The following is a 23,995-nucleotide window of genomic DNA, read 5'->3' on the forward strand; positions in this document are numbered from 1 at the left end:
GCCCACCCAGCCCCAGTGGAGCCAGCCACCCGCGGCCCAGGAACCGCCCACCCAGCCCCAGTGGAGCCAGCCACCCGCGGCCCAGGAACCGCCCACCCAACCGCAGTGGGGCCAGCCCGTCTCCGGCGGCGCCGAGCCGCCCACCACGCCGATGTGGGCCCAGCCGCCGGCCGGCGCACCGCAGCCGGCCGAGCCGCCGCAGCCGCCCGCCGGCTACCCGCCGCCGGCTCCCGGGCCGGCGCAACCACCCGGCGCGGGCTACCCGCCGCCCACCTCGGGTGCCGGTTACCCGCCGCCCACGTCCGGGGCCGGCTACCCGCCGCCGCCCGGGCCGTTCCCGCCGGCCGGGCCGCAGCCGGCCCAGCCGGCCGCCGGGCAGTGGGGCGCGCCCCCGCCGGCTCCCGGTCAGTTCGGTACGCCGCCCGCCCCGCCGGCGAAGCGGGGTGGCGGCGGGAAGATCGCCCTGATCATCGGCCTGGTCGTGGTGCTGGTCCTCTGTCCCTGCCTCGGCCTGGCCGGCTGGGCGGTGTGGCAGGCCGGCGAGGACGACGACCCGAGCCCGACGCCGACGGTGTCGGCGAGCGCGTCGGCCGACCCGACCGCCGAGCCGAGCCCGGACGAGAGCAGCGCGGAACCGAGCCCGACCAAGGACGACGACGACTACGCCAAGGGCGACTGCGTGGTCAACGACGGCACCGACGACGACGCCGAGCTGCGCAAGGTGCCGTGCGGCCCGAACACGTACGAGGTGCTGCTGCGGCTGCCGGCGACCACTGACGCCGACCAGTGCAAGACGCGGGCGCCCCGGTCGACCGCGCACTACGTGCACGACAACTCGGTCGACATCTTCGACTACGTGCTCTGCCTCCGGAAGCGGTAGTCATCGCGGAAACTAGGGCTGTCTAGCGTGGACGCTAGACAGCCCTAGTTTTGTCTCGACGCGGCTCCGGCCGGCCGGTCGACCGGCGCGACACGCGGTAGCCCCATCTACGGATGTCTAGCCTCCCAGCTAGACGGCCCGATACTGTGCGATGCGTGGATCCGGTCCGCAACCCGTACGCCCCGGGCGCCGGCCAGCGTCCGCCCGAACTCGCCGGGCGGGGACGCGAGCTGGACGTCTTCGACATCGTGCTGGAGCGGATCGCGCGCGGCCGCCCCGAACGCAGCCTGATGCTCACCGGCCTGCGCGGCGTCGGCAAGACCGTGCTGCTCAACACCCTGCGCTCGCAGGCGATCAACCGGCTCTGGGGCAGCGGCAAGATCGAGGCCCGGCCGGACCAGTCGCTGCGCCGCCCGATCGCCGCTGCCCTGCACATGGCGGTCCGCGAACTGGCCCCGCGACACCGCGCGCCGGACCGGATCGACGCCTTCCTCGGCGTGCTCAAGGCGTTCGCCCAGCGCTCCGCGCCGACCGGCCGGGGCGGCGCCGCGCCGAAGCTGCGGGACCGCTGGCAACCCGGCATCGACGTGCCCGCCGCCAGCGGCCGGGCCGACTCCGGCGACATCGAGATCGACCTGGTCGAGCTGCTCACCGACGCCGCCGGGGTGGCCAGCGACGTCGGCACCGGCATCGCCATCTTCATCGACGAGATGCAGGACCTCGGGCCCGAGGACGTCTCCGCGCTCTGCGCCGCCTGCCACGAGCTGTCCCAGCTGGGCGCGCCGCTGATCGTGGTCGGCGCCGGGCTGCCGCACCTGCCGGCCGTGCTCAGCGCCGCCAAGTCGTACTCCGAGCGGCTCTTCCGGTACCAGCGCATCGACCGGCTCGACCGGATCGCCGCCGACCGGGCACTCTGCGCGCCGGCCGAGCGCGAGGAGGTGGAGTACGAGCAGAAGGCGCTCGACCTGCTCTACGAGAAGTCCGGCGGCTACCCGTACTTCGTCCAGGCGTACGGGAAGGCCACCTGGGACCACGCCCCGCGCTCGCCGATCACCGCCGCGGACGTCCGGGTGGCCGCGCCGGAGGCGGAGGCGGAGCTGGCGGTCGGCTTCTTCGGTTCCCGGTTCGAGCGGGCCACCCCGGCGGAGCGCGAGTACATGCGCGCGATGGCCACCCTCTCGCTGGTCGAGGGCGAGACGGACGGAGGCGGCCGGGACGACATGGACGCCGCGGTGCCGACCGCCGAGATCGCCCGGGCGCTGGGGCGCAAGCCGGCCAGCCTCTCCCCGGCGCGGGACGCGCTGATCAAGAAGGGGCTGATCTACTCCGGCGAGCGGGGCACGGTGGCCTTCACCGTCCCGCACTTCGGCCGGTACCTGCGCACCCAGCCGGCCTGAGCCGCGGGCGGTGGGCCCGGCGGGTCGACCGGCGCCGGGCGGGGCGGGTCAGACCCGCGACCAGGCCGCCGGGAAGAGCACCTCGCCGGTGGGCGGCGGGCCGTCACCGCTGGTGGACGGCGGCAGCACCAGCGCCTGCCAGGGCTCACCGAGCCCGGACCACGGGCTGGTCAGGCCCATCCGGTCGCCCCGGACGAAGCCGAACCGGCGGTAGTAGGCGGGGGCGCCGAGCACCACCACCAGCCGCTCGCCCAGCTCGGTGGCCGCGTCGAGGGCCGCCTGCACCACCGCCGTGCCGAGCCCGATCCGCTGCCGGTGCGGGGCGACCGCCACCGGCCCGAGGGCCAGCGCCGGCGCGGTGTGCTCGTCGGAGCGCACCCGCACCCGGGTCAGCAGCGCGTAGCCGACCACCTCACCGCCGTACTCGGCCACCATGGCCAGCTCGGGCACCCAGGCGTCGCTGTCGCGCAGCTCGTCGACCAACTCCACCTCGGGCGGGGTGGCCACGTCGGGACGCGCGAAGGCGGCCGCCAGCACCCGGTGGATCGGGCCGATGTCGGCCGGATCCTCGGGACGGAGCCGCAGCGTGGTCACCCGGGGGACGTTACCCGCCGGGGCCGGTCCATCAGCGACGGTCGCTCGAATCGGCGTGGCGCGACGTCCACGTCGGCCGATCGGATCGGCGGTTGTCGGGGTAGCCGTGCCCGCGACGGGGTATGACTGATCCATGAAACCCGTACGCTCCCTCGCCCGAGCCATGTTGAGCGGCATCTTCGTGGTCAGCGGGGCCCGTAACTTCGCGAACCCGGAGCGGCTGGTCACGGCCGCCAAGCCGGTGACGGACCGGGTGACACCGCTGCTGGAGCGGGCCAACCCCCGCATCCCCACCGACACCACGACGCTGATCCGGGTCAACTCGGCGGTCCAGGTCGGCGCCGGCCTGATGCTGGCCACCGGGAAGTTCGCCCGGCCGGCGGCGCTGGTCCTCGCCGGCACCCTGGTCCCGGTGACCATCGCGGGGCATCCCTTCTGGAACAACGACGACCCGGCGGCGCGGAACAACAACCAGATCCACTTCCTGAAGAACCTGGGCCTGTTCGGCGGGCTGCTGCTGGCCGCTGCCGACACCGAGGGGAAGCCCGGCCTGCGCTGGCGCACCGGCCATCGCATCGGCCACTCTCGACGTTCGGTGCAGCGCGCCGTCCGGACCGCCCGTCGGGAGGCCCGGATCGCCGTACGGTCCGCCTCGACGGCCCGGCGACTCCCCGGCTGACCTGCGTCGATACCCTCCCCTTACCAGTCTCACCCCTCCCAACGCCGCGAATCACCTGAACCGCCAGGTAGGCGTTAACGCGGTGGAAATATCAAAAACATGTGTGGGATCGGACACGGTCGCATAACGCGGGAGGCAGTAACGTGAGGCGCCGTTCTAGGCTCCGTACTGGACCTGGACGGGTAGGACGACCTTGGTACGGGGGTGGCCACGCCATGCCGGCGACCGTCGGAAGACGGGTGGACCGCCTCGCCCCAGTCCGTCGCGTAACGCGTGGGATCGATCGTAGGACAGTCGTACGGACCGGCGTCGTGGCCGCCGTCGCCTACGCCGCATGGCTCGCCATCGGCGCATTCGGGCGGCCGTACAACTTCTTCGACATGAAGATCTACCACGGCGCGGTGGCGTGGTGGGCGAGCGGTCATGAGCTGTACGAGTTCATCGCACCCGGCACCACCCTGGGTTTCACCTACCCGCCCTTCGCCGGGCTGGTCATGCTGCCGATGGCGCACCTGCCGGTCGCGGGGGCCGGGCTGGTCAACGCGCTGGGCAGCCTCGCCGCGCTGGCCGTGGTGCTGGCCGGGCTGCTGCGCCCGATCGTCGACCGGCTGGGCTGGCCGCTCTGGTACACCGTCGCCATCGCGGTGCCGCTCGCGGCGGCGATCGAGCCGGTCCGCGAGACCCTCGGCTACGGCCAGGTCAACGTGCTGCTCTTCGCCCTGGTCATGGCCGACCTGATCGGCCTGCGCTGGCGGTCGCGCCGGGGCACCCACGTCGCCGAGGGTGACGGGGCTCTGCTGCGGTTCGTCTACAGCGGCGCGTGGGCCGGCGCCGGCATCGGCCTGGCCACCGCTGTCAAGCTGACCCCCGCGCTCTTCATCGGCTACCTGATGATCACCCGACAGTGGCGGGCGGCGGCCACCGCCATCGGCACCGCCATCGGCGTGACCGTCGGCACCTTCGCCATCGTCGGCACCGAGTCGCGCGCCTACTGGGGCAGCGTGCTGTGGCAGACCGAGCGGGTGGGCGCGGCGGACATGACGCCGAACCAGTCGCTGGCCGGCCTGCTCGCCCGCCTCTACGACTCGATCGAGACGCCGGGCCTGCTCTGGCTCGCCTTCGCCGTGCTGATGCTGGCGCTGGGCCTGTCCCGGGCCGCCAACGCGCACGCCGACGGCGACGAGCTGACCGCGTTTACCCTGGTCGGGCTCACCGCCAACGTGATCAGCCCGATCTCCTGGACGCACCACCTGGTCTGGGTCATCCCGGCGATCATCGTGCTGGCCGACGCCGCGGTCCGCCGCCGCGAGGCCAGCCGCGGCCTCAACCAGCGGGCGGCGCAGGCGTCGTCGTACGGGGGGCCGCCGGGGGTGAACGGGCTGCGCCCACCGATCTGGTACCCGACGCTGACCGGGATGCGGCACGGGGTGGCGGCGGCCGGGCTCTACCTGCTCTTCCTGGTCTCGCCGATCTGGCCGTACGAGCACCAGCTGCCCGAGGTCTCGCACTACCAGGACGGCCTGTTCGGCGCCCTGATGGAGAACTCGCTGGCGCTGGCGCTGATCGTGCTGGTGGCCGCGCTGCCCTGGCGGCCCGGCGCCGAGCCGGTCTTCTACGCCGACCGGCTCGGCCGGCAGGCCGCGCTCAACGCCCGCCGCTGACCGGGGAACCCGCCCCGACCGGGGGACCCGGGGAACCGGTCAGGGGCAGTTGACCCACTCCTCGGTGCCGTCGGCGAAGACCTGCCGCTTCCAGATCGGCAGCCGCGCCTTGACCTCGTCCACCAGCCGGGCGCAGGCCGCGAACGCCGCCGCCCGGTGCGCGGTGCTGACCGCGGCGGCCAGGGCCACGTCGCCGATGGCGAGCGGGCCGATCCGGTGGGACACGGCGACCGCGTACACCTCGGGGTCGGCGGCGATCTCGGCGGCCACCTCGCGCAGCACCCGCTCGGCGCTCGGATGGCCCTCGTACTCCAGGCTGGTCACCGCGCGGCCGTGGTCGTGGTCGCGGACCACGCCCTGGAACGAGACCACCGCGCCGGCCCGCACGTCGGCGACCGCCGCCTCGTGCGCGGCGAGGTCCAGCGGCTGGTCGGTCACCTCGCCGTAGGTCGTCGTCGGGGCGGTCACCAGGCACGCTCCCCGGGCAGCAGGGGCAGCGGCAGCACCGGCACCCGGTCGCCCGGTTCACCGGAGGTGCCCGGGCGGATCACCGCGAAGCCGTCCGCCCCGGCCAGGCCGCGCAGCATCGCCGAACCGACGTGCCGGACCGGGTGGGCGGTGCCCGCGACCCGGTCCAGCCGGACCAGCGCCAGATGGGTGTGATCCCCGCGGCCGGGCACCGGCTCGGCGAGGGTGGCGTGCGGCAGCACCGGCATCGGGCGGCCGGCCAGGCCGGCGAGCAGCGGGACGACCAGGGACACCAGGGCGATGACGGCGGACTGCGGGTTGCCCGGCAGCCCGGCGACGAAGCGCACCCGGCCGTCGTCGCCGACCAGCCGGGCCAACAGCATCGGGAAGCCGGGCCGGACGGCCACGGTGTTCACCACGTAGTCCGCGCCGAGCGCGGTCAGCGTGGGGTGCAGGTGGTCGACCGGGCCGTGCATGGTGCCGCCGGTGGTGCAGACCAGGTCCGCCTCGGCCAGCGCGGCGCGTACCGCCGCCACGTGCGCGGGCAGGGTGTCGGCCACCGGGCCCACCACGTCGGCCGGGCGCACCTGGCAGCCGTAGCGACGCAGCCAGGCCGGCACCGCCGGGCCCAGGGCGTCGCGGACCCGGCCGGCGGCCGGCGGGCCCTCGGTGAGCAGCTCGTCGCCGAAGACCAGCAGGGCGGCCCGCGGCTGCCGCCGCACCAGGAGGGCGTCCTGGCCACAGGAGGCGGCCAGGCCGATCAGCGCCGGGTCGACCGGGGTGCCGGCGGGCAGCAGTTCCTCACCGGCGTACGCCTCCTCGCCGGGCGCCCGCCACTCCGGCGTCGGTCGCGGCACGCCGCTGACCAGGTCGTCGGCGGTACGGCTGGACTCCTCGACCCGCAGCACGGCGGTGGCGCCGTCGGGCACCATCGCGCCGGTGGCGATCTCGACGGTGGTCCCGTCCTCGGTCAACGGGGCCGGCGTGCCGCCGGCCAGCACCCGCCCGACCACCCGCCACGGGCCCTCGCCGCGCACCGCCCAGCCGTCCACGCTGGAGGTGGGGAAGGCGGGCAGGTCGGTCCGGGTGGCCAGCGGTTCGGCGAGGGTGTACCCGTCGGTCTCGGCGAGCGGCCGGCGCTCGGCGGGCAGCGCGGCGGCCAGCCCGACCGCGTACGCCCGGTCGCGGGCCTCCTCCCAGCCGGCCGGCGGCGGCGCGGCGACCCGGCCGGCGGCGGATGCGGTGTCGGTGCTCACCGGCCGAGCCTATCCGGGCGACCCGCTCGGGGGGCGGGTCAGTGGTCGCCGCCGCGGAGCTGGTCGACGGCGTGGCGCAGGATCGGGCCCAGTACGGCGAGTCCGTCGCGGGCGCCGCCGGTGGAGCCGGGCAGGTTGACCACCAGCGTGCGACCCGCGACGCCGGCCAGCCCTCGGGAGAGCGCCGCGCTGGGCACCTTGTCGCGGCTGTGCGCCCGGATCGCCTCCGCGATGCCGGGGATCTCGTAGTCGAGCAGCGCCCGGGTCAGGTCCGGAGTCCGGTCCGACGGGTTGATGCCCGTCCCGCCGCTGGTGACCACCACGTCCATCCCGTCGGCCACCGCCGTGCGCAGCGCCGCGCCGACCGGGTCGCCGTCGGGCACCACCACCGGCTCGGCCACCTCGCAACCCAGCTCGCGCAGGCCGGCGACGAGCAGCGGCCCGCTGGTGTCGGCGTACACCCCGGCGGCGGCCCGGTTGGACGCCACGATCACCCGGGCGCGGATCACGGCCGGTCCTCCGGGCGCATCCACTCACCGGTCTTGCCGCCGGTCTTGCGCAGCACCCGCACCGCGTCCACGCTGGCCGCCGGGTCGACCGCCTTGACCATGTCGACCAGGGCCAGCCCGGCGACGGCCACCGCGGTCAGCGCCTCCATCTCCACCCCGGTCCGGTCGGCGGTGCGGACGGTCGCGGTGATCTCCACGGTGTCGTCGGTGAGGGTCAGGTCGACCGTCACCCCGTGCAGGGCGATCGGGTGGCAGAGCGGGATCAGGTCGGGGGTGCGCTTCGCGCCCATGATGCCGGCCAGCCGCGCGACGGCGAGCGCGTCGCCCTTGGGCAGGCCGTCGCGGCGCAGCAGGTCGATCACCTCGGCGGTGGTCCGCAGCCGGCCGGCGGCGACGGCCTCCCGGCCGGAGACCGGCTTGGCGGAGACGTCGACCATGCGGGCCGCGCCGGCCGAATCGACGTGGGTGAGCTGCGCGGGTTCGGTCACGGGGGCGAGCCTATCCCCCGGCCGCGCGGCACGGGCCGGTGCCGCGGTCGCCCGACTGCCGGCATTCAGGGTTCCGGCCCGCGTCGACCAGTTCCCCGGGCCGGCGCCGTGGGCTGTGGATAGGCAATTGTGGTGGGCCGGTCACCCCGGAGTTCATCCACGAGTTGAGCGGCCGTCACCGTTTGTCCAGGTGGTGTGGTCAAGCGCCGGGAGAACGTTGTGCTACTGCCCGGTTCCGCCGTGCACCCTGCCCGGGGCAACTTGCACCGACAAGCCCCCGAGAACGCGAATCCGCACTGCGGCGGCTGCTTCGACTAAGCGGGTATTCAGGTGGTCACGGGATGCTGCCGGGTGAGCGGAAAGAAGGCCGGAAGTGCCGCCCAACCAGCACGAACCCGCCGAGAATGGGGACACCATAGGGGTTGAGTCGGACACCTGGCCGAACCGACGATGAGGTGGCCGCGACCAGTCGTCAGACTGATTACACGCATTGACTGTGGCGGGTGGATGTCGCGCAGAGCGACCTGACAAGTGCATAGCGAAAGAAGCGTTCGCATTGCGTCAGGATCACCGAACTGACCGTGACAGCTCATTGCCGTATTAGCTCATATTGCGCATATGGACATTTATCGTCTCAAACCAGCGCCAAGTTCCCTTAGGCTGACCCCATCGAAAGCCGGTACCGATCAGCTGGGGGTCGAAATGACGTCGAACGAATGGGGCTGAGTTGCGGTTGGTTCACCTTCTGTAGGTGACCACAATCGCAGTAGTCTTGCGGAGCGCAACCGTCGATGACGACAGGGAAGACGGGTGGCTCCACAGGATCGACAGACTGGGACCGATCGGCAGCTACGGCTGCTAGTCGGTCTCGTCGTCGTTGTGGCCGGCCTGGCCGGGGCCGTCTCCGCGACCCGCGTCCCGCTCCACGGCCTGCCGGACACGGCGGTGGTCTGGGCGGCCCTGATCTCCCTGGTGGCGGTGGGCTTCACGGTCAAGGTGCGGATCCGGATCCGCGCCACCCACCACTACATCGCCTGGACCGAGACCGCGATCATGATCGCGCTCGCGGTGGCACCGCTGCCCACGGTGGTGCTGGCCACCGGAGCCGGCGTCGCGATCGCCACCGCGCTGGCGCGCCTGACCCCCGTCAAGGCGCTGTTCGGCGTCGGCAAGAACATGCTGGTCGCCACGGTGGCCGGGCTGGTCCTGCACGCCAGCGGCTGGCAGACCGACGGCGGCGACGTGCTCGGCGTGGTCGGCCCGATCGCTGTCGCGTACCTCGCCGCGGTGGTGGTCGACGAGGCGATCACGCTGCCGGTCATCGCGCTGGCGACCGGAACCCGGCTCAGCGCCGTGTTCCGCGGGGACTGGGACCTGCGGCTCGGCGGCGGGTTGGCCCGACTCCTCGTCATCATCGGCACCGTCTTCATCATCCGGATCGACAACCGGCTGCTGCTCGCCGTGCCGCTGCTCGTCCTGAGCCTGCACCTCGCCTACTCCACCCGCTTCCGGGCCCGCACCGAGCAGCAGGCGTGGCAGCGGCTGGCCCGCACCACCGACGCGCTGAACGTGGTCGACCTGGACAAGGTCCTCACCACCGCGGTCACCCAGGCCGCCGAACTCTTCTCCGCCGACGAGGTGGAGATCGAGCTGCGCGACGACGGCCGCACCGTGCGGGGCGGCACCGGCGGCGTGACGTACGACGGCCCGGCCGGCCAGCCCACCACCGTGGACGGCACGGTCGTCCCGGCCGCGCTGGAGGGGCACGACCGGGCGATCGACGTCGGCGTGCTCCGGCTGCGGTTCCGCGGCCCGGTACGGCTCTCCGAACGCGAGCAGTACACGCTGCGCACCTTCGCCTCGGCGCTCTGCACCGCCGTACGCAACGCGCAGGCGTACGCCGAACTGGCCCGGGTCGCCGACGAGCACGCGTACGCCGCCACCCACGACCCGCTCACCGGGCTGGCCAACCGGCGGCACCTGCTGGAGCAGGGCACCGAGCAGCTCAGCACCCGGCACGCCGACGGGGTCACCGCCCTGGTGCTGATCGACCTCAACCACTTCAAGGAGGTCAACGACACCCTCGGGCACGCCGCCGGCGACCAGGTGCTGGTGCAGGTCGCCGACCGGCTGCGCGGCGCCGCCCAGGACGGCGACCTGGTGGCCCGGCTGGGCGGCGACGAGTTCGCCGTGCTGCTGCGCGGGCTGCCGGCGCCCGCGGTGGCCGCGCACCGGGCCGAGGCGCTGCTCGGCGCGCTGCACGAGCCGTTCGACCTGGACGGCATGCGGATCAGCGTGGAGGCCAGCGGCGGGATCGCCGCCGCCCCGGCCAGCGGCGGGATGGCCGAACTGCTGCGCCGCGCCGACGTGGCGATGTACCAGGCGAAGCGCGCCGGCCAGCGGACCTCCACCTACGCCCCGAACCGGGACACCGCCGACCTCGGCCGGCTGGCCCTGGGTGGCGAACTGCCCCGCGCGGTGGCCGACCAGGAGTTCACCGTCAACTTCCAACCGATCGTCGACCTGGGCACCGGCGAGGTGACCGGCGCGGAGGCGCTGGCCCGCTGGCACCATCCGGTGCACGGCGTGATCGACCCGCTGCGCTTCCTGGAGGCGGTGGAACGCTCCGGCCTGCTGCCCGCCTTCGCCGAGGCGATCCTCGACCAGGCGCTCATCGCGGCCGGCAGTTGGCGCGACGCCGGCTTCGACGTGCCGGTGGCGGTCAACGTCTCCCCGCGCAGCCTGCTCGACGCCCGCTTCCCCGGCTCCGTGCTGGCCCGGCTGCGCGCGCACGACCTGCCACCCGACCGGCTGGTGCTGGAGCTGACCGAGACCCTCACGCTCAGCCAGCTCGACGTGGTCGACCGGGTGCTCAGCCGGCTCCGCGACGAGGGCGTCCGGCTCGCGTTGGACGACTTCGGCACGGGCTACTCGTCACTGTCGTTGCTGTCCCGGATCCCGGTGCACGAGTTGAAGATCGACCGGAGCTTCGTCACCGAGATGGAGACGTCGGCCGAGGCCGCCGCGGTGATCCGCTCCACCCTCGACCTCGGCCGCAGCCTCGACCTCGCCGTAGTCGCCGAAGGGGTCGAGCGGGAACCGCAGCGCCGGGCGCTCTGGGAACTGGGCTGCGCCGCCGGGCAGGGCCACCTCTTCGGCCGGCCGATGCCCGCCGGCACCCTGCTGGCCGCCCTGCAACGCGGCTCCGGCGGCAGCCCCGGCGCGCTGGCGCCCCCGCTGCACGACGCGGGCGCGGTGATCCGGTTCGCCCCGGGCCGCCGGCCGAACGGCCGCGGCCGCACCGACCGGCCCCTGCCCGCCTGAACCCGATCGGCGCCGCGAACGCCACCCGCGTCGGCGCGTGAGCCGTCCGCCGGCGGTCTGCCAGACTGGCCCGCGTGACCGCCGCCCCCACCACCCGACGTCCCGTCTGGCGGAAGCTGGACACCGCCGCCGGCGGCCTCGCCCTCGACCTCGGGCTGTACGCCGTCTCCGCCGCGTTCGCCGCGGTCACCGCCGCCACCTCCACCCTGCTGCCACACCGCGCCTGGGGTGGCATCGCGGCGGTCGGCTACCTCCTCGCCGCGCTCACCGCGAGCGGGCAGCTCCTACTCCACCGCCGGTCGCCCGGGTCGCCGCTGACCGGGTTGCGGGCCCGCTGGGCGGTCACCGCCTTCGCGTGGGCCGCCACCGCCCTGCTGCCGCTGGTCGCGCAGAGCGTGCAGCGGGCCGGTGGGCGTACCGACCGGGCGCAGGAGGAGGTGCTGGTGGTCGAACACTCCGGCGACCGGCTCGTCGACACCGGCACCCCCTATCTCGGCCACGACGCGATCGCCGCCCTGCCGCCCGGCGAGCAGTTGCTCGGCTACACCCCGTACCAGCCGGGGATGGCGCTGTTCGGGCTGCCCCGGGCGGCCGTCGACGCCTGGTGGACCGACGCGCGGGTGTGGTTCGCGGTCGGCACCGCGATCGCGCTCGCCCTGGCGGTCCGCGCCCTGCGCGGGCCGGACGGCCGGCGCACCGACCGGGACGGCGCGCTGCTGCGCGGCGTGCAGGCCGCCACCGTACTGCCGATCTGCGCCCTCACCCTGGCCACCGGCGGCGACGACCTGCCGGTCCTCGCGCTCTGCCTGCTCGCGCTGGCGCTCGCCGCCGCCGACCGGCCCGGCGCGGCGGGCGTCGCGGTCGGCGTCGCCGGCGCACTGAAGCTCTTCGCCTGGCCGGTCGCGCTCGTCCTGGTGATCTGGGGGGCGACCCGCCGGGCCGGGCTGCGGGTGGCGGCCGGCGCCCTCGGCCTGCCCGTCGCCGCGCTGCTGCCCGTGCTGCTCGTCGACCGGGACGCGCTGGTCGAGAACGTGCTTCGCTTTCCACTCGGCCACGGCCTGGTCACCAGTCCCGCCCAGTCCCCGTTCCCCGGGCACCTGATCGCCACCACGCTGCCGGCCGGCCGGGCGGTCGCCGCCGCGCTGCTCGTCGCCGCCGGGCTGGCGATCGCCGTCCGGCTCGCCCGCCGCCCGCCCCGCGCCGCCGCCACCGCCGCGCTGATCTGCGGGTACGGGCTGCTCGCCGCGATCCTGCTGATGCCGTCGACCCGGTTCGGCTACCTGCTCTACCCGGTCGCGTTCCTGGTCTGGGCAGCCGCGCTGCGGCCGCCGCGGATCGACTCGGCCGGCCCGACGCCACGGTGAGGCTCACCCGGCGAGCCGACGCGGGCCGAGCGGGCCGCCGCCGTGACCGGTTCGGCCAACTGGCGGGCGAAGCGCGGCGGCAGGGCGTACACCTGGAACATGACCACCTATCGCGACCGGGCCGAGGCGGGCCGGATGCTCGCCGACCGGCTCACCGCCCTGATCGGCGAACCGGACGTCATCGTGCTCGGCCTGGTACGCGGCGGCGTACCGGTGGCCGAGGTGGTCGCCGAACGGCTCGGCGCACCCCTGGACGTGCTGGTGGTACGCAAGCTCGGCATGCCCTGGGCGGCCGAGGTCGCCTTCGGCGCGCTCGGACCGGGCGGCGTGCAGGTGCTCAACGACCAGATCGCGAGCCGGCTCAGCGCCGAGGACATCGCCGAGGTCACCCGCCGCGAGCAGGCCGAACTGGACCGGCGGGAGCGGCTCTACCGGGCCGGCCGGCCACCGCTGGACCTCTCCGGGCGTACCGCCGTGATCGTCGACGACGGGCTGGCCACCGGCGCCACGGCCCGGGCCGCCGTGGCGGTCGCCCGCCGGCTCGGCGCCCGCCGGGTGGTCGTCGCGGTGCCGGTCGGCTCCCAGGAGGCGTACGAGATGCTCTCCGCCGAGGCCGACCAGGTCGTCTGCGCCCAGCACCCGCCGGAGTTCATGGCGGTCAGCGCCTACTACGACGACTTCCACGAGGTTTCCGACGACGAGGTCACGGAGGCGCTGACGGCGACCGCGTGACCGGACCGGGTACCGTCGGGTGATGAGCCTCACCTGTCCCAAGTGTCACGGAGAAATGCGCCAGTACGAGCGCAGCGGCGTCGTCATCGACCAGTGCGGGGAGTGCCGAGGGATCTTCCTCGACCGCGGCGAACTGGAGAAGCTGTTCGAGGCGGAGGCGAACTGGAACCGCCAGCACGCCGCCGCTCCGGCCGGGCAGCCGGGCCAGCCCGGTCAGCCGCAGGGGGGCTACCCGCCGCCCCCGCCGCCCCCGCCCGCGCCCGCGCCGCACCAGCCCGGCTACGGCGCGGTGCCGCCGCCCCCGCCGCCCGCGCACGGCTACCCGCCGGCGCCGGCCCCGGCCTACGGCGGCCACGGCCAGCACCACGGCTACCACGGGCACTACCGGCGCAAGAAGCACAAGAGCTTCCTCGACGAGATGTTCGGCTGAGCACCGACCGCGACCGGGCCGGCGGCGCGCCGGTCCGGTCGCGCCCGTCGGCGTGCCGAACCCGGCCGATCGTGCGACGCTGCCTCCCATGACGCCCGAGAGACCGTCGGGAAGCCCCGGGGTGCGCGAGCCGGAGCCCGGCCGGGGATCCGGCCCGGCGGAGCGCGGTGTCGCACCCGCACCGGTCTCCACCGCCGGCGGTCGTCCGCCGCCGCCGGATTTCCCGGCCACCTCCGCCCGGCACCACATCGCGCTCGCCCAGGCGTACGACGGGATCACCCGGGTGGTGGCCGACCTCGACGACACCGACCTGCAACGGCCCACCCGGTGCCGCGGCTGGCTCGTCGCCGACCTGCTGCTGCACGTCCTCGGCGACGCGCAGCGGGCCCTGGTCGCGCTGGCCAGCCCCGCCGACGGCCCGGCCACCGTGGACGACGTCAGCTACTGGCGGGGCTTCCCCGGCGAAGCGGACGACACCGCCGCCCGGCACGCCTGGTGGGTACGCCGCTCCGCGGCCGCCTTCGAGCGGCCCAGCGGCGTGGTCCGGCTCTGGTGCGACACCGCCCCCGCCGCGGTGCGCGCCGCCGGCCGGGCGGACCCGGACGGCTTCGTCAGCACCCAGGGCCACGTCCTCCGGGTGCCCGACTTCCTCGCCACGCTCACCACCGAGGCGGTCGTCCACCACCTCGACCTGGTGCTGGACCTGCCCGACGCGCCGCGCCCCGGCGTGCTCGCGGTACGCGTGGCGGTGGCCACCATGGACGGCCTGCTCAGCGACGAGGCGGTCCGCCCGGCCGCATGGAGCGACGAGGAGTTCCTGCTCAAGGCCACCGGACGGCTCCCGCTGACCGACCGCGACCGGCTCGAACTCGGTGAGGTCGCCGGCTGGTTCCCGCTGCTCGGCTGAGCGGCGACCAGACCACGTGCTGCCCGGGCGTGCCGGGCGTCTGGCCCGCCCGGACGGTCTAGACGATGGCCATGTCGACGAAGCGGGACAGGTGCAGCTGGGCGGCGACGGTGATGGTGTCGGTCGGGCCATTCCGGTGCTTGGCGACGATGAAGTCCGCTTCCCCGGCCCGGGGGGACTCCTTGTCGTAGTAGTCGTCCCGGTGCAGGAGGATCACCACGTCAGCATCCTGCTCAATTGAGCCAGATTCGCGCAAATCTGACAGCTGTGGTCGCTTGTCGGTGCGCTGCTCCGGGCCACGGTTCAGCTGGCTCACCGCGATGACCGGGCACTCGACCTCCTTGGCCAGCAGCTTGAGACCCCGGGACAGGTCCGCGACCTCCTGCTGGCGGCTCTCGGTGCGCTTCGGCGAGGTCATCAGCTGGAGGTAGTCCACCACGATCATCTTCAGGTCGTGCCGCTGCTTGAGCCGCCGCGCCTTGGCCCGGATCTCCATCAGGTTCATGCTCGGCGTGTCGTCGACGAAGAGCGGCGCCTCGCTGATCTCGCCCATGCAGCGGGCCAGCTTGGTCCAGTCGTCGTCGGAGAGCTGCCCGCTGCGCAGCACGTGCAGCGGCACCCGGGCCTCGGCCGAGAGCAGTCGCATGACGATCTCGACCTTGCTCATTTCCAGCGAGAAGATGGCCGCCGCCTGGTTGGCGCGGATGGCGGCATTTCGGGCAAAGTCCATACTTGCCGTCGATTTGCCCAGACCAGGCCTGCCTGCCACGATCACAAGTTGCCCCGGGTGCAGGCCGTTGAGCAGCCGGTCGAGGTCGGTGAAGCCGGTCGGCACGCCGGTCATCACGCCGCCCTGGGCGCCCACCGCCTCGATCTCGTCGAGGGTCGGCTGGAGCATGTCGGCGAGGACCGCGAAGTCCTCGCTGACCCGGCGCTCGGTGACGTCGTAGACGGCCTGCTGGGCGAGGTCGACGATGTCGTCGACGTCCCGGCTGCCGCCGTTGGCGGTGCCGTAGCCGAGCTGCACGATCTTGGTGCCGGCCTCGACCAGTCGCCGGAGCACCGCCCGCTCGCTGACGATCCGCGCGTAGTACGCGGCGTTCGCCGCGGTCGGCACGCTGGCGATCAGGGTGTGCAGGTAGGGAGCGCCGCCCACCCGTACCAGGTCGCCGGAGTCGGCCAGCGCCGCCGCCACGGTGATCGAGTCGGCCGGCTCACCCCGGCCGTAGATCTCCAGGATGGTGTCGAAGATGGTGGCGTGCACCGGCCGGTAGAAGTCGTTGGTCTTGAGGATCTCCACGACGTCGGCGATCGCGTCCTTGGAGAGCAGCATGCCGCCCAGTACGCACTGCTCGGCGGCGACGTCCTGCGGCGGGGTGCGGTCGAACTGCCCGTCGGGCTGCGCCGGGACGGGCGGCGGCCCGCCGGCTCGCGACTCCGACCGCATGTCATCGGTGACCGACACCGGGCCCCCCTCCACTGCGTCGGATCCTCATCCAGCTCTACCGCCGGGGTACGACAATCTCCCGACCGGCCGGGTCGATCGGGGGTCATCGCGCGGTCGGTCGGGGGGTAACCATACGGAACCCGAGCTCAGCCGCTCAACAGCCGCGGTGGACGAGCCTCGGGACAACCTGTGGACGCCGATGGGCGAGCATGTGCGCAGGGTGTGCACAGGCTGTGGACAACGGCTGGGGAATTCCTGGCCGTACCGCTCTGACCTGGGGAAACACGATCCCCACCCTGTGGAGGAGAAGTTTTCGGTCGATCCCGTGGGTCGATCGTCCCGTACTATCTCCAGCGAACGGCTACACCTGGACAGCGGATTGCGCCATCGGTTGAGAAGGGTCACGCTCCGGCCGTGAGTTACCGGGACTGGGGACGCGGAGAGGACGGTCCGCGCGAGCGACGATCGGTCGCCCGCCGGGACGAGCCCGCCGGTGCGTTCCCGGCCGATCCCTACTCCGTTGACGCCGAGGGCTACCGCACCCCGAGCCGCCGCCGGGCGATCGAACGCGGCCAGCAGGAGCCGGTCGAGACCTACCTGCCGCGCTGGGCGCTGGAGTCGGGCGTACGCAGCGCCGACGGCGGTGGCCGCCACGCCGCCCCGGACGACGACGACATCGCCCCGCCCTCCTCCGGCGGTGACTGGCGGACACCGACCGACACCGGCAACGACTGGGGAACGGGCGGGACCCCGAGCGACTGGCGGACAGGCGGGTCCGCGAGCGACTGGCGGGCAAACGAGCCCGGGCGCGACTGGGGGACACCCGGGTCGACGGGTGACTGGCGGACGGGCGAGGGCGGCACCGGCTGGCGTCGCGTCGCCGAGACCAGCTGGCGCGAGGTGCCGGCGATCGAGGCCGGCCCCGCGTCGGACCACACCCGCGAGTGGACCTTCGACCGCCCGCAGGAGCAGGGCTACGTGGGCAGCCGGCGGGCCGATGACGACCCGGTCTCCGCGATCCCGCCGCAGAGCCGCCCGCGCCGCACGCCGTCCCGGCAGCAGCCGGTGATCTGGTCCGGCGGTGAGGAGGAGAGCACCGGCGGCACCGTCGAGCCGGAGGTGGAGCGGCCGTCGCGGCGGGCCCGGTGGGCGTCGGCCGAGCCCTGGGCGCGGCCGAGCGTCGACCCCTGGGAGCGGAGCGCGGAGCCGGACGAGCCGGCGTACCGCCCGGCGGTGGATCCGTGGGACGCCTCGGGGATGCACGCGTGGCAGCCGGCCGCCGGCGCGGACCGCTGGGACCGGACGTCGGGCACCGGCCGGTGGGACGAGCCGGACAGCACCGGCCAGTGGCACCAGCCCGACAGCACCGGCCAGTGGCACCAGCCCGACAGCACGGGCCAGTGGGACCGGTATCCCGACGAGGGGTGGGACCGGACGGCGCCGCCGCGGTCCGTCGGCCCCGCCGGCCCCTGGTCGTGGCCGGGGCAGGACGGGCCGGAGGAGGGTTTCTGGTCCGGCACCCGGCTGGCCGGCGACGATCCCCGCTGGGTGGACGCACCGGTGTCGGCGCCGCGCTCGCCGGTGGTCGGCTACACCGCGCCGCGGCCCCGCTCCGCGCCACGCCGCGCCGATCCGGTCGGCTCTTCGCGGGCCGGCACGCCGACGGCCGTACGCCGGGCAGATCCGGCAGCCTGGTCACGGCGTCTCGAGGACGACCTGCTCGACCCGGATCAGGGCGGTTCGTTGCGGCCGCTGCTCTACACCGCGGCCTGCTACCTGCTGCCGGCCGTCATGGTCTTCTTCTGGTTGCTGACCCTCGACGGTCAGGCGCCGGCCGGTTGTGTCACCGACATCAGCGGCGGTGGTTGCGACTCGCCGCGCTCGCGGGCGCTCGGTTCGATGCTGGAGGGCATGCCGCGCTTCGGGCTGGCGTTGGCGAGCAGCCTGGTGGTGGCGCTGCTGCTGCGGCGGGTGGGGACCACCTGGCGGTCGACCACGGTGGCGCTCGCCGCGGCGGTGGTGGGTGGCGGGCTGTCCACGGTGATGATCAGCGCGATAACCGGCCAACCCATCGGCTGACGCTCCGCGACGCCCCCGCTGCCGCGCCGTCCCGGGCGCTCCACCCGGCCGGACGCACCGCGCTGCCGGGCGCTCCATCCAGCTGGGCTCGCACCGCCGCGGTACGTGCGGACGAAGCAGGGCCCCGCACCGGTCGACCGGTGCGGGGCCCTGCTGTGGTGCTGGTGGGTGTCAGCCCTGGACGACGTTGAGGTCGAACTTGGCGGTCACCTCGGGGTGCAGCCTGATGCGCACCGGGTAGGAGCCGATCGACTTGATGTGACCCGGCAGCTCCAGCCGACGGCGGTCGAGGACCGGACCGCCAGCCGCCTTGACGGCGTCGACGATCTCGGCCGGGGTGACCGAGCCGAAGAGCCGGCCACCGTCGCCGGCGCGGGCCTTCAGGTTGACCTTGAGACCCTCGAGCTGGTCCTTGACCTCGTTGGCGTGACCGAGGTCGCGGATCTCCCGGGCGGAGCGGGCGCGCTTGATGAGCGTGACCTGCTTCTCCGCACCCTTGGTCCAGGCGATCGCGAAGCCCTGCGGCAGCAGGTAGTTACGGCCGTAGCCGTCCTTGACCTCCACGATGTCGCCCGGGGCACCGAGGCCGGACACCTCCTGAGTCAGGATGATCTTCATGTCGGTGCCTCCTCTCAGCGCGCCGTCGCGGTGTACGGCAGGAGCGCCATCTCACGGGCGTTCTTGACCGCACGGGCGATCTGCCGCTGCTGCTGCGAGGTGACGCCGGTCACCCGCCGAGCGCGGATCTTGCCGCGGTCGGAGATGAACTTGCGCAGCAGCGCGGTGTCCTTGTAATCGATGTAGGTGATCCCGTCCTTGTCGAGCGGGTTCACCTTCTTCTTCGGCTTGCGCAGTGCCGCAGCCTTGGCCATTGCTCTTGCTCCTGGTTTGCGATCGCGGGCGCTCGGCGCCATTAGAACGGGGGCTCCTCGTCGAAGTTTCCGCCGCCCGAACCGGAACGGGAGGGCGCGGGGGCAGCCGAGGCCCAGGGGTCGTCGAAGTTGCCTCCGCCGCCCTGGCCACCACCGCCACCGAAGCCGCCGCCACCGCCACCGGAGCGGGACATCTTCTGCACCTTCGCCGTGGCGTAGCGCAGCGACGGGCCGATCTCGTCGACCTCGAGCTCGATGACGGTGCGCTTCTCACCCTCGCGGGTCTCGTAGGACCGCTGGCGCAGCCGGCCGGACACGATCACACGGGTGCCGCGCTGGAGCGACTCCGCGACGTGCTCGGCGGCCTGCCGCCAGACCGTGCACGAGAGGAACAACGGCTCGCCGTCCTTCCACTCGCCGGACGCCTTGTCCATGAACCGGGGCGTCGAGGCGACCCGGAACTTGGCGACCGCGGCACCGGAGGGGGTGAACCGCAACTCGGGGTCATCGGTCAGGTTGCCGATGACCGTGATGGTGGTGTCTCCTGCCATGACCATCTCCTCGCGCACTCATCCGTTCTGCCGTACAGGTTCTCAGAACCCTCCGACAGGCCGATGAGGCTGATCCGGGCGTTACCGGGGAATGCTCAGCGCATCTCCGGCCGGATGACCTTGGTGCGCAGCACCGACTCGTTGAGTCGCAGCTGACGGTCCAGCTCGGCCACCGCCGCAGGCGTCGCCTGCAGGTCGATGACGGCGTAGATGCCCTCGGCCTTCTTGTTGATCTCGTACGCGAGGCGCCGGCGGCCCCACACGTCGGTCTTCTCCACCGAGCCACCCGCGGTCCGGATCACGTTCAGGTACGTGTCGAGCGACGGGGCGACGGTGCGCTCCTCGAGGCTGGGGTCGAGGATCACCATGATCTCGTAATGACGCAAGACGTGCTCACCTCCTGTGGGCTAAGCGGCCACGGTCCTTCCGTGGCAGGAGGTCGTGCGTCGTGGCCCGCTCCGGAGTCGGGGGATCCCGCCCGGACGCGGACAACCGGACCAGGATACCCGGTCCGGACGATCATGCCCGGGCAGGTCGCGGCCGGCGCCGGACGCGGTAACGGGGGCCGCCGCGACAGCACTGTCGTGGCCGGCCCCCGTCACCGAGGCCGCGGGGCGTCCCGTCCGCATTCCTTGGGTGGGACCTGGGGAGGAACGACCACACCGATGAGGTTGGACCGGGGACGCCCCGCGGAGCTTTATCATGTTGTTACCCGACGATACGTCGGAACTCGCCGCTTGTCGGGGTAAATGGCTAAATCTCCGACAATTTCTTTCGAGCACCTCGGGAAGGGCCGGTTCGCCGGTGGGGCGCACCCCGTCGCGCCGGGCCGCGCGACGGGGCTGGCCCGCTGTGGCGACGGTCCACGGCGGCGGGCGGCACGAGGTGCGCCACGACCTATCGGAGAGCCGACCGTCGATCCCACTCCGCTCAACGAGTGCCGGCCGGTCCGGTGACGCGGACGGCCCGATTCGGGGGCGGGCGTCACCCCGGTTGTCGGGCGCGCGACGTAGGCTCCCCTGCATGCGTATCGGAGCACACGTCGATCCGACCGACCCGCTGGCGGAGGCGACCGCCCGAGCGGCCGAGGCAGTGCAGTTCTTCCTCGCCGACCCGCAGGGGTGGAAGGCGCCGAAGCCCCGGGAGGACGCGGAGCGGCTGCGGGCCGCCGACGTCGACCTCTACGTGCACGCGCCGTACGTCATCAACGTGGCCACCCTGAACAACCGGATCCGGATCCCGAGCCGCAAGCTGCTGCTCGGGCACGCGCAGGCGGCCGCGGCGATCGACGCCAAGGGGCTCATCGTGCACGGCGGGCACGTCAACGCCGGTGACGACCTCGCGGTGGGCTTCGACAACTGGCGCAAGACCTTCGCGTACGCGGCGGAGTCGGGCGGCTTCGGGGTACCGGTCCTGATCGAGAACACCGCCGGCGGCGACAACGCCTGCGCCCGCCGCCTCGACGCGCTCGCCCGGCTGTGGGACGCGGTCGGCGACTACGGTGTCGGCTTCTGTCTGGACACCTGCCACGCGCACGCCGGCGGCGAGGAGCTGCTCGGTCTGGTGGACCGGGTCAAGGCGATCACCGGCCGGATCGACCTGGTGCACGCCAACAACTCCAAGGGCGCGTTCGGCTCCGGCCAGGACCGGCACGACAACCTCGACGGCGGCACGATCGACCCGGAACTGGTGGTCGCGGTGATCCGCGCGGCCGGCGCCCCGGTGATCGTGGAAACCCCGGGCGGGGTGACCGGCCAGTCCGCCGACATCGCCTTCCTCCGGGAGCAGCTCGGGACGGAGAGCCCGGCGGCATGACGACGGACCAGTCCGCCGCCGGCGGACCGCAGCCGACCGACGCGTCCGGCGCCCAGAGCGACGCCGACCGCACGCGGGCGGAGCAGCCCGCGCCCGGTGGGGCCGGATCGGGCAGCGACGCCGGCGCCCGGGACGCGGGCGGCCGGACCACGGCGGGCCGCGGCACCTCCGGCCAGGCCGCCGCAGGAAGGCCCGCCGCCGACAAGAGCGCCACCGACAAGGGCGCGGACGGCGCGGCTGGAACCGGCGGGAGCGCGCCCGGCAGCACCACGGACGGCAGCCCCGAGCCCGGCAGCCAGGCCGGATCCGGCGAGACCGCCGAAGGCAAGCGCACGGGCGGCAAGTCCACCGACGACCGCGGCACGTCCGACAAGACCACGGGCGGCAGCGGTGCCTCGGACAAGACCACGGGCGGCAGCAGCGCCTCAGACCAGACCGCCGACGGCAGCGGCGCCGCCGGCAAGAACGCGGGCGGCAGCAGTGCCTCCGGCATAACCACGGGCGGCAGCGGCACGTCCGGCAAGCTCACGGACGGCAGCGACGCCGACGGCAAGGCCGGAACCGGCGGGAGCGACCCCGACGGCACCACGGACGGCAAGGGCAGACCCGGCAAGACCACGGACGGTAAGACCGGGGACGGCAAGACCCGGGACGGCAAGACCGGGGACGGCACGGACGGCGACGCCGACCCGTGGGCCGCCTTCGCGCCGGCGCCCGAGCCGGTGCCCACCCGGGTCCGGCGGATCGGTCGGGCGGTCGGTCGCGGCCTGATCCACGAGTGGACCCTGGCCACCGTCGGCTCGCTGGTGCTGGCCGTGCTGCTGACCTGGCCCACCCTGCGCTACCCGCGCCACACGCTGCCGCAGGACTACTGGGACCCGAGCCTGCAGGCCTGGCAGATGGCGTGGTCGGGGCACATCCTGCGGACCGACCCGGCGCAGCTCTGGCACGCGAACGCGTTCTTCCCGGAGTCCTGGAGCTTCGCCTTCTCCGACACCCTGCTCGGCTACGCGCCGGCCGGCATGCTCGGCATCGGCCCCGAGGCCGCCATCCTCCGCTACAACATCATCTTCGTGCTGGCGCACGCGCTCGCCACGCTCGGGGCGTACGCGCTGGCGCGGCAGCTCGGCGCGGGCCGGATCGGCTCGGCGGTGGCCGGGGTCAGCTACGCCTACGCGCCGTGGCTACTGGCCCAGGCCGGCCACCTGCACGTGGTCTCCAACGGCGGCATCCCGCTGGCGCTGGCCATGCTGGCCCGCGGGCACGGCTACTCGCTGCGCCACGGCTACCGCCCCGAGCGCCGGCGCGTCGGCTGGGTCTACGCCGGCTGGTCGGTGGCGGCCTGGCAGCTCAGTCTCGGCTTCGGCATCGGGCTGCCGTTCGCGTACTTCCTCGGTGGGACGGTCCTGGTCGCGGCCGTGACCTGGTTCCTGCGGCGCTGGGTGATCCGGCCGGAGAAGCGTCCGTTCGGGCGCCGGCTGTTCCAGGCGGACGTGGTCGGCGGCGCGCTCTTCGCCGCGGTCGGCCTGTTGATGGCCCTGCCCTACTTCAAGGTGGCGGAGCTGCACCCGCAGGCGGAGCGCACCATCGGCGACATCTCGATCTTCTCGCCGCCGGCCGTCGGCTTCCTGACCGCGCCAGCCGAGTCCCGGGTGTGGGGAAGCCTGCACGAGGGCGCCCGGGCCACGCTGCCGTGGCACCCGGAGATGACCCTGCTGCCCGGCTACGTGCTCTACGCGCTCGCCATCGGCGGGCTCTTCTTCTCGGTGTGGAAGCTGCGCCACCGGCTGCTGCTGCTCGCCGGGGTGGTGGTGACCATGGTGCTCGCCATGGGCACCCGGTTCTTCGACGGCACGTTCACCTACGTGCCGCTCTTCGAGCACCTGCCGGGCTGGAACGGCCTGCGGACGCCCGGCCGGCTGATGCTCTGGACCACGCTGCTGCTCGGGTTGCTCGCGGCCGGCGCGGTGAGCGCGTTCGCCGCCCGGGTACGCGAGATCTCCGCCGAGCGGATTCCGTCCTGGCCGAGCCCGGGGCTGCGGCTGGCCACGCTGGTGCCGCTGCTGCTGGTGATCCTCGAAGGGCTGAACACCACCCCGCACCCGGTGGTGCCGCCGCAGCCGGCCGCGATGCGGACGGTGGACGGCCCGCTGCTGGTGCTGCCCAGCAACCAGAGCCTCGACCAGCCGGTGATGCTCTGGTCGACCAGCCGGTTCCAGGACGTGGTCAACGGGGGCAGCGGCTTCACCCCGCGCCAGCTCGACGAGGTGCGCCGGGTGTCGGTCGCCTTCCCCGACCAGACCAGCGTCGACTACCTGCGCACCCTCGGTGTACGCAACGTGCTGCTGATGCGCGACCAGGTGGCCGGCACGCCGTGGGAGATCACCATCGACGCGCCGGTGGACGGGCTCGACATCACCCGCGAGGAGATCGGCCAGGTAGTGGTCTTCCGTCTCTGAGCCGGACCGGTTGCGGTGGGGTGCGGGGAGCCCGCCCGGCTCCGGGCGGTCACGCTTGATCCCTCCGCCGGGTGGGCTCCCGA

At 73.8% G+C, this 23,995-nt stretch carries 22 protein-coding genes; 12 read left to right on the plus strand and 10 right to left on the minus strand.

From position 1 onward, the window contains the following. The first annotated feature begins 463 nt into the window (after window positions 1-463). Window positions 464-880 carry an LppU/SCO3897 family protein gene (locus tag SM577_RS22075; RefSeq protein WP_368051297.1) on the plus strand — a complete coding sequence of 139 codons (417 nt, stop codon included), beginning with the start codon at window positions 464-466 and terminating at the stop codon, window positions 878-880. A gap of 155 nt (window positions 881-1,035) precedes the next feature. Next, window positions 1,036-2,277: an AAA family ATPase gene (locus tag SM577_RS22080; protein ID WP_474587864.1), complete on the plus strand. Its 1,242-nt coding sequence runs from the start codon at window positions 1,036-1,038 to the stop codon at window positions 2,275-2,277. 48 nt (window positions 2,278-2,325) lie between these two features. Here SM577_RS22080 and SM577_RS22085 read toward each other — a convergent pair whose 3' ends face one another. Next, window positions 2,326-2,871: a GNAT family N-acetyltransferase gene (locus SM577_RS22085; RefSeq protein WP_302922520.1), complete on the minus strand. Its 546-nt coding sequence runs from the start codon at window positions 2,869-2,871 to the stop codon at window positions 2,326-2,328. Window positions 2,872-3,004: 133 nt separating this feature from the next. Here SM577_RS22085 and SM577_RS22090 point away from each other — a divergent pair, with 133 nt between their 5' ends. Both SM577_RS22090 and SM577_RS22095 read left to right on the plus strand, forming a co-directional pair. Beyond that, window positions 3,005-3,550: a DoxX family protein gene (locus SM577_RS22090; RefSeq protein ID WP_167180325.1), complete on the plus strand. Its 546-nt coding sequence runs from the start codon at window positions 3,005-3,007 to the stop codon at window positions 3,548-3,550. Between the two features lie 215 nt (window positions 3,551-3,765). After that, the gene (locus SM577_RS22095; RefSeq protein WP_474587865.1) at window positions 3,766-5,211 is read left to right on the plus strand and encodes a glycosyltransferase 87 family protein; all 1,446 of its coding nucleotides are present in this window, start codon (window positions 3,766-3,768) and stop codon (window positions 5,209-5,211) included. A gap of 39 nt (window positions 5,212-5,250) precedes the next feature. Here the strand turns inward: SM577_RS22095 and SM577_RS22100 are convergent, their stop codons facing one another. From SM577_RS22100 to moaC, 4 genes are read right to left on the minus strand one after another with little or no spacing between them, the layout of a single operon-like run. Further along, on the minus strand, window positions 5,251-5,679 hold the full coding sequence (locus tag SM577_RS22100) for a molybdenum cofactor biosynthesis protein MoaE (RefSeq protein ID WP_474587866.1): 429 nt from the start codon (window positions 5,677-5,679) through the stop codon (window positions 5,251-5,253). Beyond that, complete coding sequence (locus SM577_RS22105; protein WP_474587867.1) at window positions 5,676-6,935, minus strand: molybdopterin molybdotransferase MoeA; 1,260 nt, start codon at window positions 6,933-6,935, stop codon at window positions 5,676-5,678. The genes SM577_RS22100 and SM577_RS22105 overlap by 4 nt, the downstream gene beginning before the upstream one ends. Before the next feature lie 38 nt (window positions 6,936-6,973). Then, window positions 6,974-7,444: a MogA/MoaB family molybdenum cofactor biosynthesis protein gene (locus SM577_RS22110; RefSeq protein WP_302922516.1), complete on the minus strand. Its 471-nt coding sequence runs from the start codon at window positions 7,442-7,444 to the stop codon at window positions 6,974-6,976. Further along, on the minus strand, window positions 7,441-7,932 hold the full coding sequence (gene moaC, locus SM577_RS22115) for a cyclic pyranopterin monophosphate synthase MoaC (protein ID WP_474587868.1): 492 nt from the start codon (window positions 7,930-7,932) through the stop codon (window positions 7,441-7,443). Before moaC ends, SM577_RS22110 begins: the two co-directional genes overlap by 4 nt. A gap of 810 nt (window positions 7,933-8,742) precedes the next feature. Between moaC and SM577_RS22120 the strand changes: the two genes are divergently transcribed. The 5 genes from SM577_RS22120 to SM577_RS22140 all read left to right on the plus strand — a co-directional run bounded on the left by SM577_RS22120 (window position 8,743) and on the right by SM577_RS22140 (window position 14,689). Then, entirely contained in the window at window positions 8,743-11,256 is a 2,514-nt protein-coding gene (locus SM577_RS22120) for a putative bifunctional diguanylate cyclase/phosphodiesterase (protein WP_474587869.1), read from the plus strand. Window positions 11,257-11,330: 74 nt separating this feature from the next. Then, a complete protein-coding gene (locus SM577_RS22125; protein ID WP_474587870.1) occupies window positions 11,331-12,620 on the plus strand; it encodes a glycosyltransferase 87 family protein in 1,290 nt (429 codons plus the stop codon). 99 nt (window positions 12,621-12,719) lie between these two features. Further along, window positions 12,720-13,352 carry a phosphoribosyltransferase gene (locus tag SM577_RS22130; protein WP_474587871.1) on the plus strand — a complete coding sequence of 211 codons (633 nt, stop codon included), beginning with the start codon at window positions 12,720-12,722 and terminating at the stop codon, window positions 13,350-13,352. A gap of 19 nt (window positions 13,353-13,371) precedes the next feature. Beyond that, window positions 13,372-13,782, plus strand: a complete 411-nt coding sequence (locus SM577_RS22135) for a TFIIB-type zinc ribbon-containing protein (RefSeq protein ID WP_302922511.1) — start codon at window positions 13,372-13,374, stop codon at window positions 13,780-13,782. An 88-nt stretch (window positions 13,783-13,870) separates the two neighbouring features. Next, entirely contained in the window at window positions 13,871-14,689 is an 819-nt protein-coding gene (locus SM577_RS22140) for a maleylpyruvate isomerase N-terminal domain-containing protein (protein WP_474587872.1), read from the plus strand. A gap of 58 nt (window positions 14,690-14,747) precedes the next feature. Here the strand turns inward: SM577_RS22140 and dnaB are convergent, their stop codons facing one another. Then, window positions 14,748-16,136, minus strand: a complete 1,389-nt coding sequence (dnaB, locus tag SM577_RS22145; RefSeq protein WP_474580269.1) for a replicative DNA helicase — start codon at window positions 16,134-16,136, stop codon at window positions 14,748-14,750. 414 nt (window positions 16,137-16,550) lie between these two features. On the opposite strand from dnaB, the gene SM577_RS22150 reads away from it, so the two are divergent. Next, a complete protein-coding gene (locus SM577_RS22150) occupies window positions 16,551-18,215 on the plus strand; it encodes a hypothetical protein (RefSeq protein ID WP_474587873.1) in 1,665 nt (554 codons plus the stop codon). Window positions 18,216-18,386: 171 nt separating this feature from the next. Here SM577_RS22150 and rplI read toward each other — a convergent pair whose 3' ends face one another. From rplI to rpsF, 4 genes are all read right to left on the minus strand, one after another. Next, window positions 18,387-18,833 (minus strand): 50S ribosomal protein L9, encoded by a 447-nt coding sequence (gene rplI / locus SM577_RS22155; protein WP_302922507.1) that lies wholly within the window; start codon window positions 18,831-18,833, stop codon window positions 18,387-18,389. Window positions 18,834-18,847: 14 nt separating this feature from the next. After that, window positions 18,848-19,087, minus strand: coding sequence for a 30S ribosomal protein S18 (gene rpsR / locus SM577_RS22160; protein WP_007073789.1), 240 nt, complete (start codon window positions 19,085-19,087; stop codon window positions 18,848-18,850). 41 nt (window positions 19,088-19,128) lie between these two features. Further along, entirely contained in the window at window positions 19,129-19,656 is a 528-nt protein-coding gene (locus SM577_RS22165) for a single-stranded DNA-binding protein (RefSeq protein WP_199235687.1), read from the minus strand. A gap of 77 nt (window positions 19,657-19,733) precedes the next feature. Continuing rightward, the gene (gene rpsF / locus SM577_RS22170) at window positions 19,734-20,024 is read right to left on the minus strand and encodes a 30S ribosomal protein S6 (protein ID WP_076468436.1); all 291 of its coding nucleotides are present in this window, start codon (window positions 20,022-20,024) and stop codon (window positions 19,734-19,736) included. Window positions 20,025-20,661: 637 nt separating this feature from the next. Between rpsF and SM577_RS22175 the strand changes: the two genes are divergently transcribed. Both SM577_RS22175 and SM577_RS22180 read left to right on the plus strand, forming a co-directional pair. Further along, window positions 20,662-21,453: a deoxyribonuclease IV gene (locus SM577_RS22175; protein WP_474580202.1), complete on the plus strand. Its 792-nt coding sequence runs from the start codon at window positions 20,662-20,664 to the stop codon at window positions 21,451-21,453. Further along, the gene (locus tag SM577_RS22180) at window positions 21,450-23,912 is read left to right on the plus strand and encodes a hypothetical protein (protein ID WP_474587874.1); all 2,463 of its coding nucleotides are present in this window, start codon (window positions 21,450-21,452) and stop codon (window positions 23,910-23,912) included. Before SM577_RS22175 ends, SM577_RS22180 begins: the two co-directional genes overlap by 4 nt. The last annotated feature ends 83 nt before the right edge of the window (window positions 23,913-23,995 follow it).

The organism is Micromonospora desertarenae (assembly GCF_056150265.1).

Excerpts from the sequence above, each read along its gene's own strand:
- SM577_RS22090 (WP_167180325.1), top strand. The coding sequence starts at position 3,005 with ATGAAACCCGTACGCTCCCTCGCCCGAGCCATGTTGAGCGGCATCTTC.
- SM577_RS22095 (WP_474587865.1), top strand. The coding sequence starts at position 3,766 with ATGCCGGCGACCGTCGGAAGACGGGTGGACCGCCTCGCCCCAGTCCGT.
- SM577_RS22130 (WP_474587871.1), top strand. The coding sequence starts at position 12,720 with ATGACCACCTATCGCGACCGGGCCGAGGCGGGCCGGATGCTCGCCGAC.
- SM577_RS22140 (WP_474587872.1), top strand. The coding sequence starts at position 13,871 with ATGACGCCCGAGAGACCGTCGGGAAGCCCCGGGGTGCGCGAGCCGGAG.
- dnaB (WP_474580269.1), bottom strand. The coding sequence starts at position 16,136 with ATGCGGTCGGAGTCGCGAGCCGGCGGGCCGCCGCCCGTCCCGGCGCAG.
- rplI (WP_302922507.1), bottom strand. The coding sequence starts at position 18,833 with ATGAAGATCATCCTGACTCAGGAGGTGTCCGGCCTCGGTGCCCCGGGC.
- rpsR (WP_007073789.1), bottom strand. The coding sequence starts at position 19,087 with ATGGCCAAGGCTGCGGCACTGCGCAAGCCGAAGAAGAAGGTGAACCCG.
- SM577_RS22175 (WP_474580202.1), top strand. The coding sequence starts at position 20,662 with ATGCGTATCGGAGCACACGTCGATCCGACCGACCCGCTGGCGGAGGCG.
- SM577_RS22180 (WP_474587874.1), top strand. The coding sequence starts at position 21,450 with ATGACGACGGACCAGTCCGCCGCCGGCGGACCGCAGCCGACCGACGCG.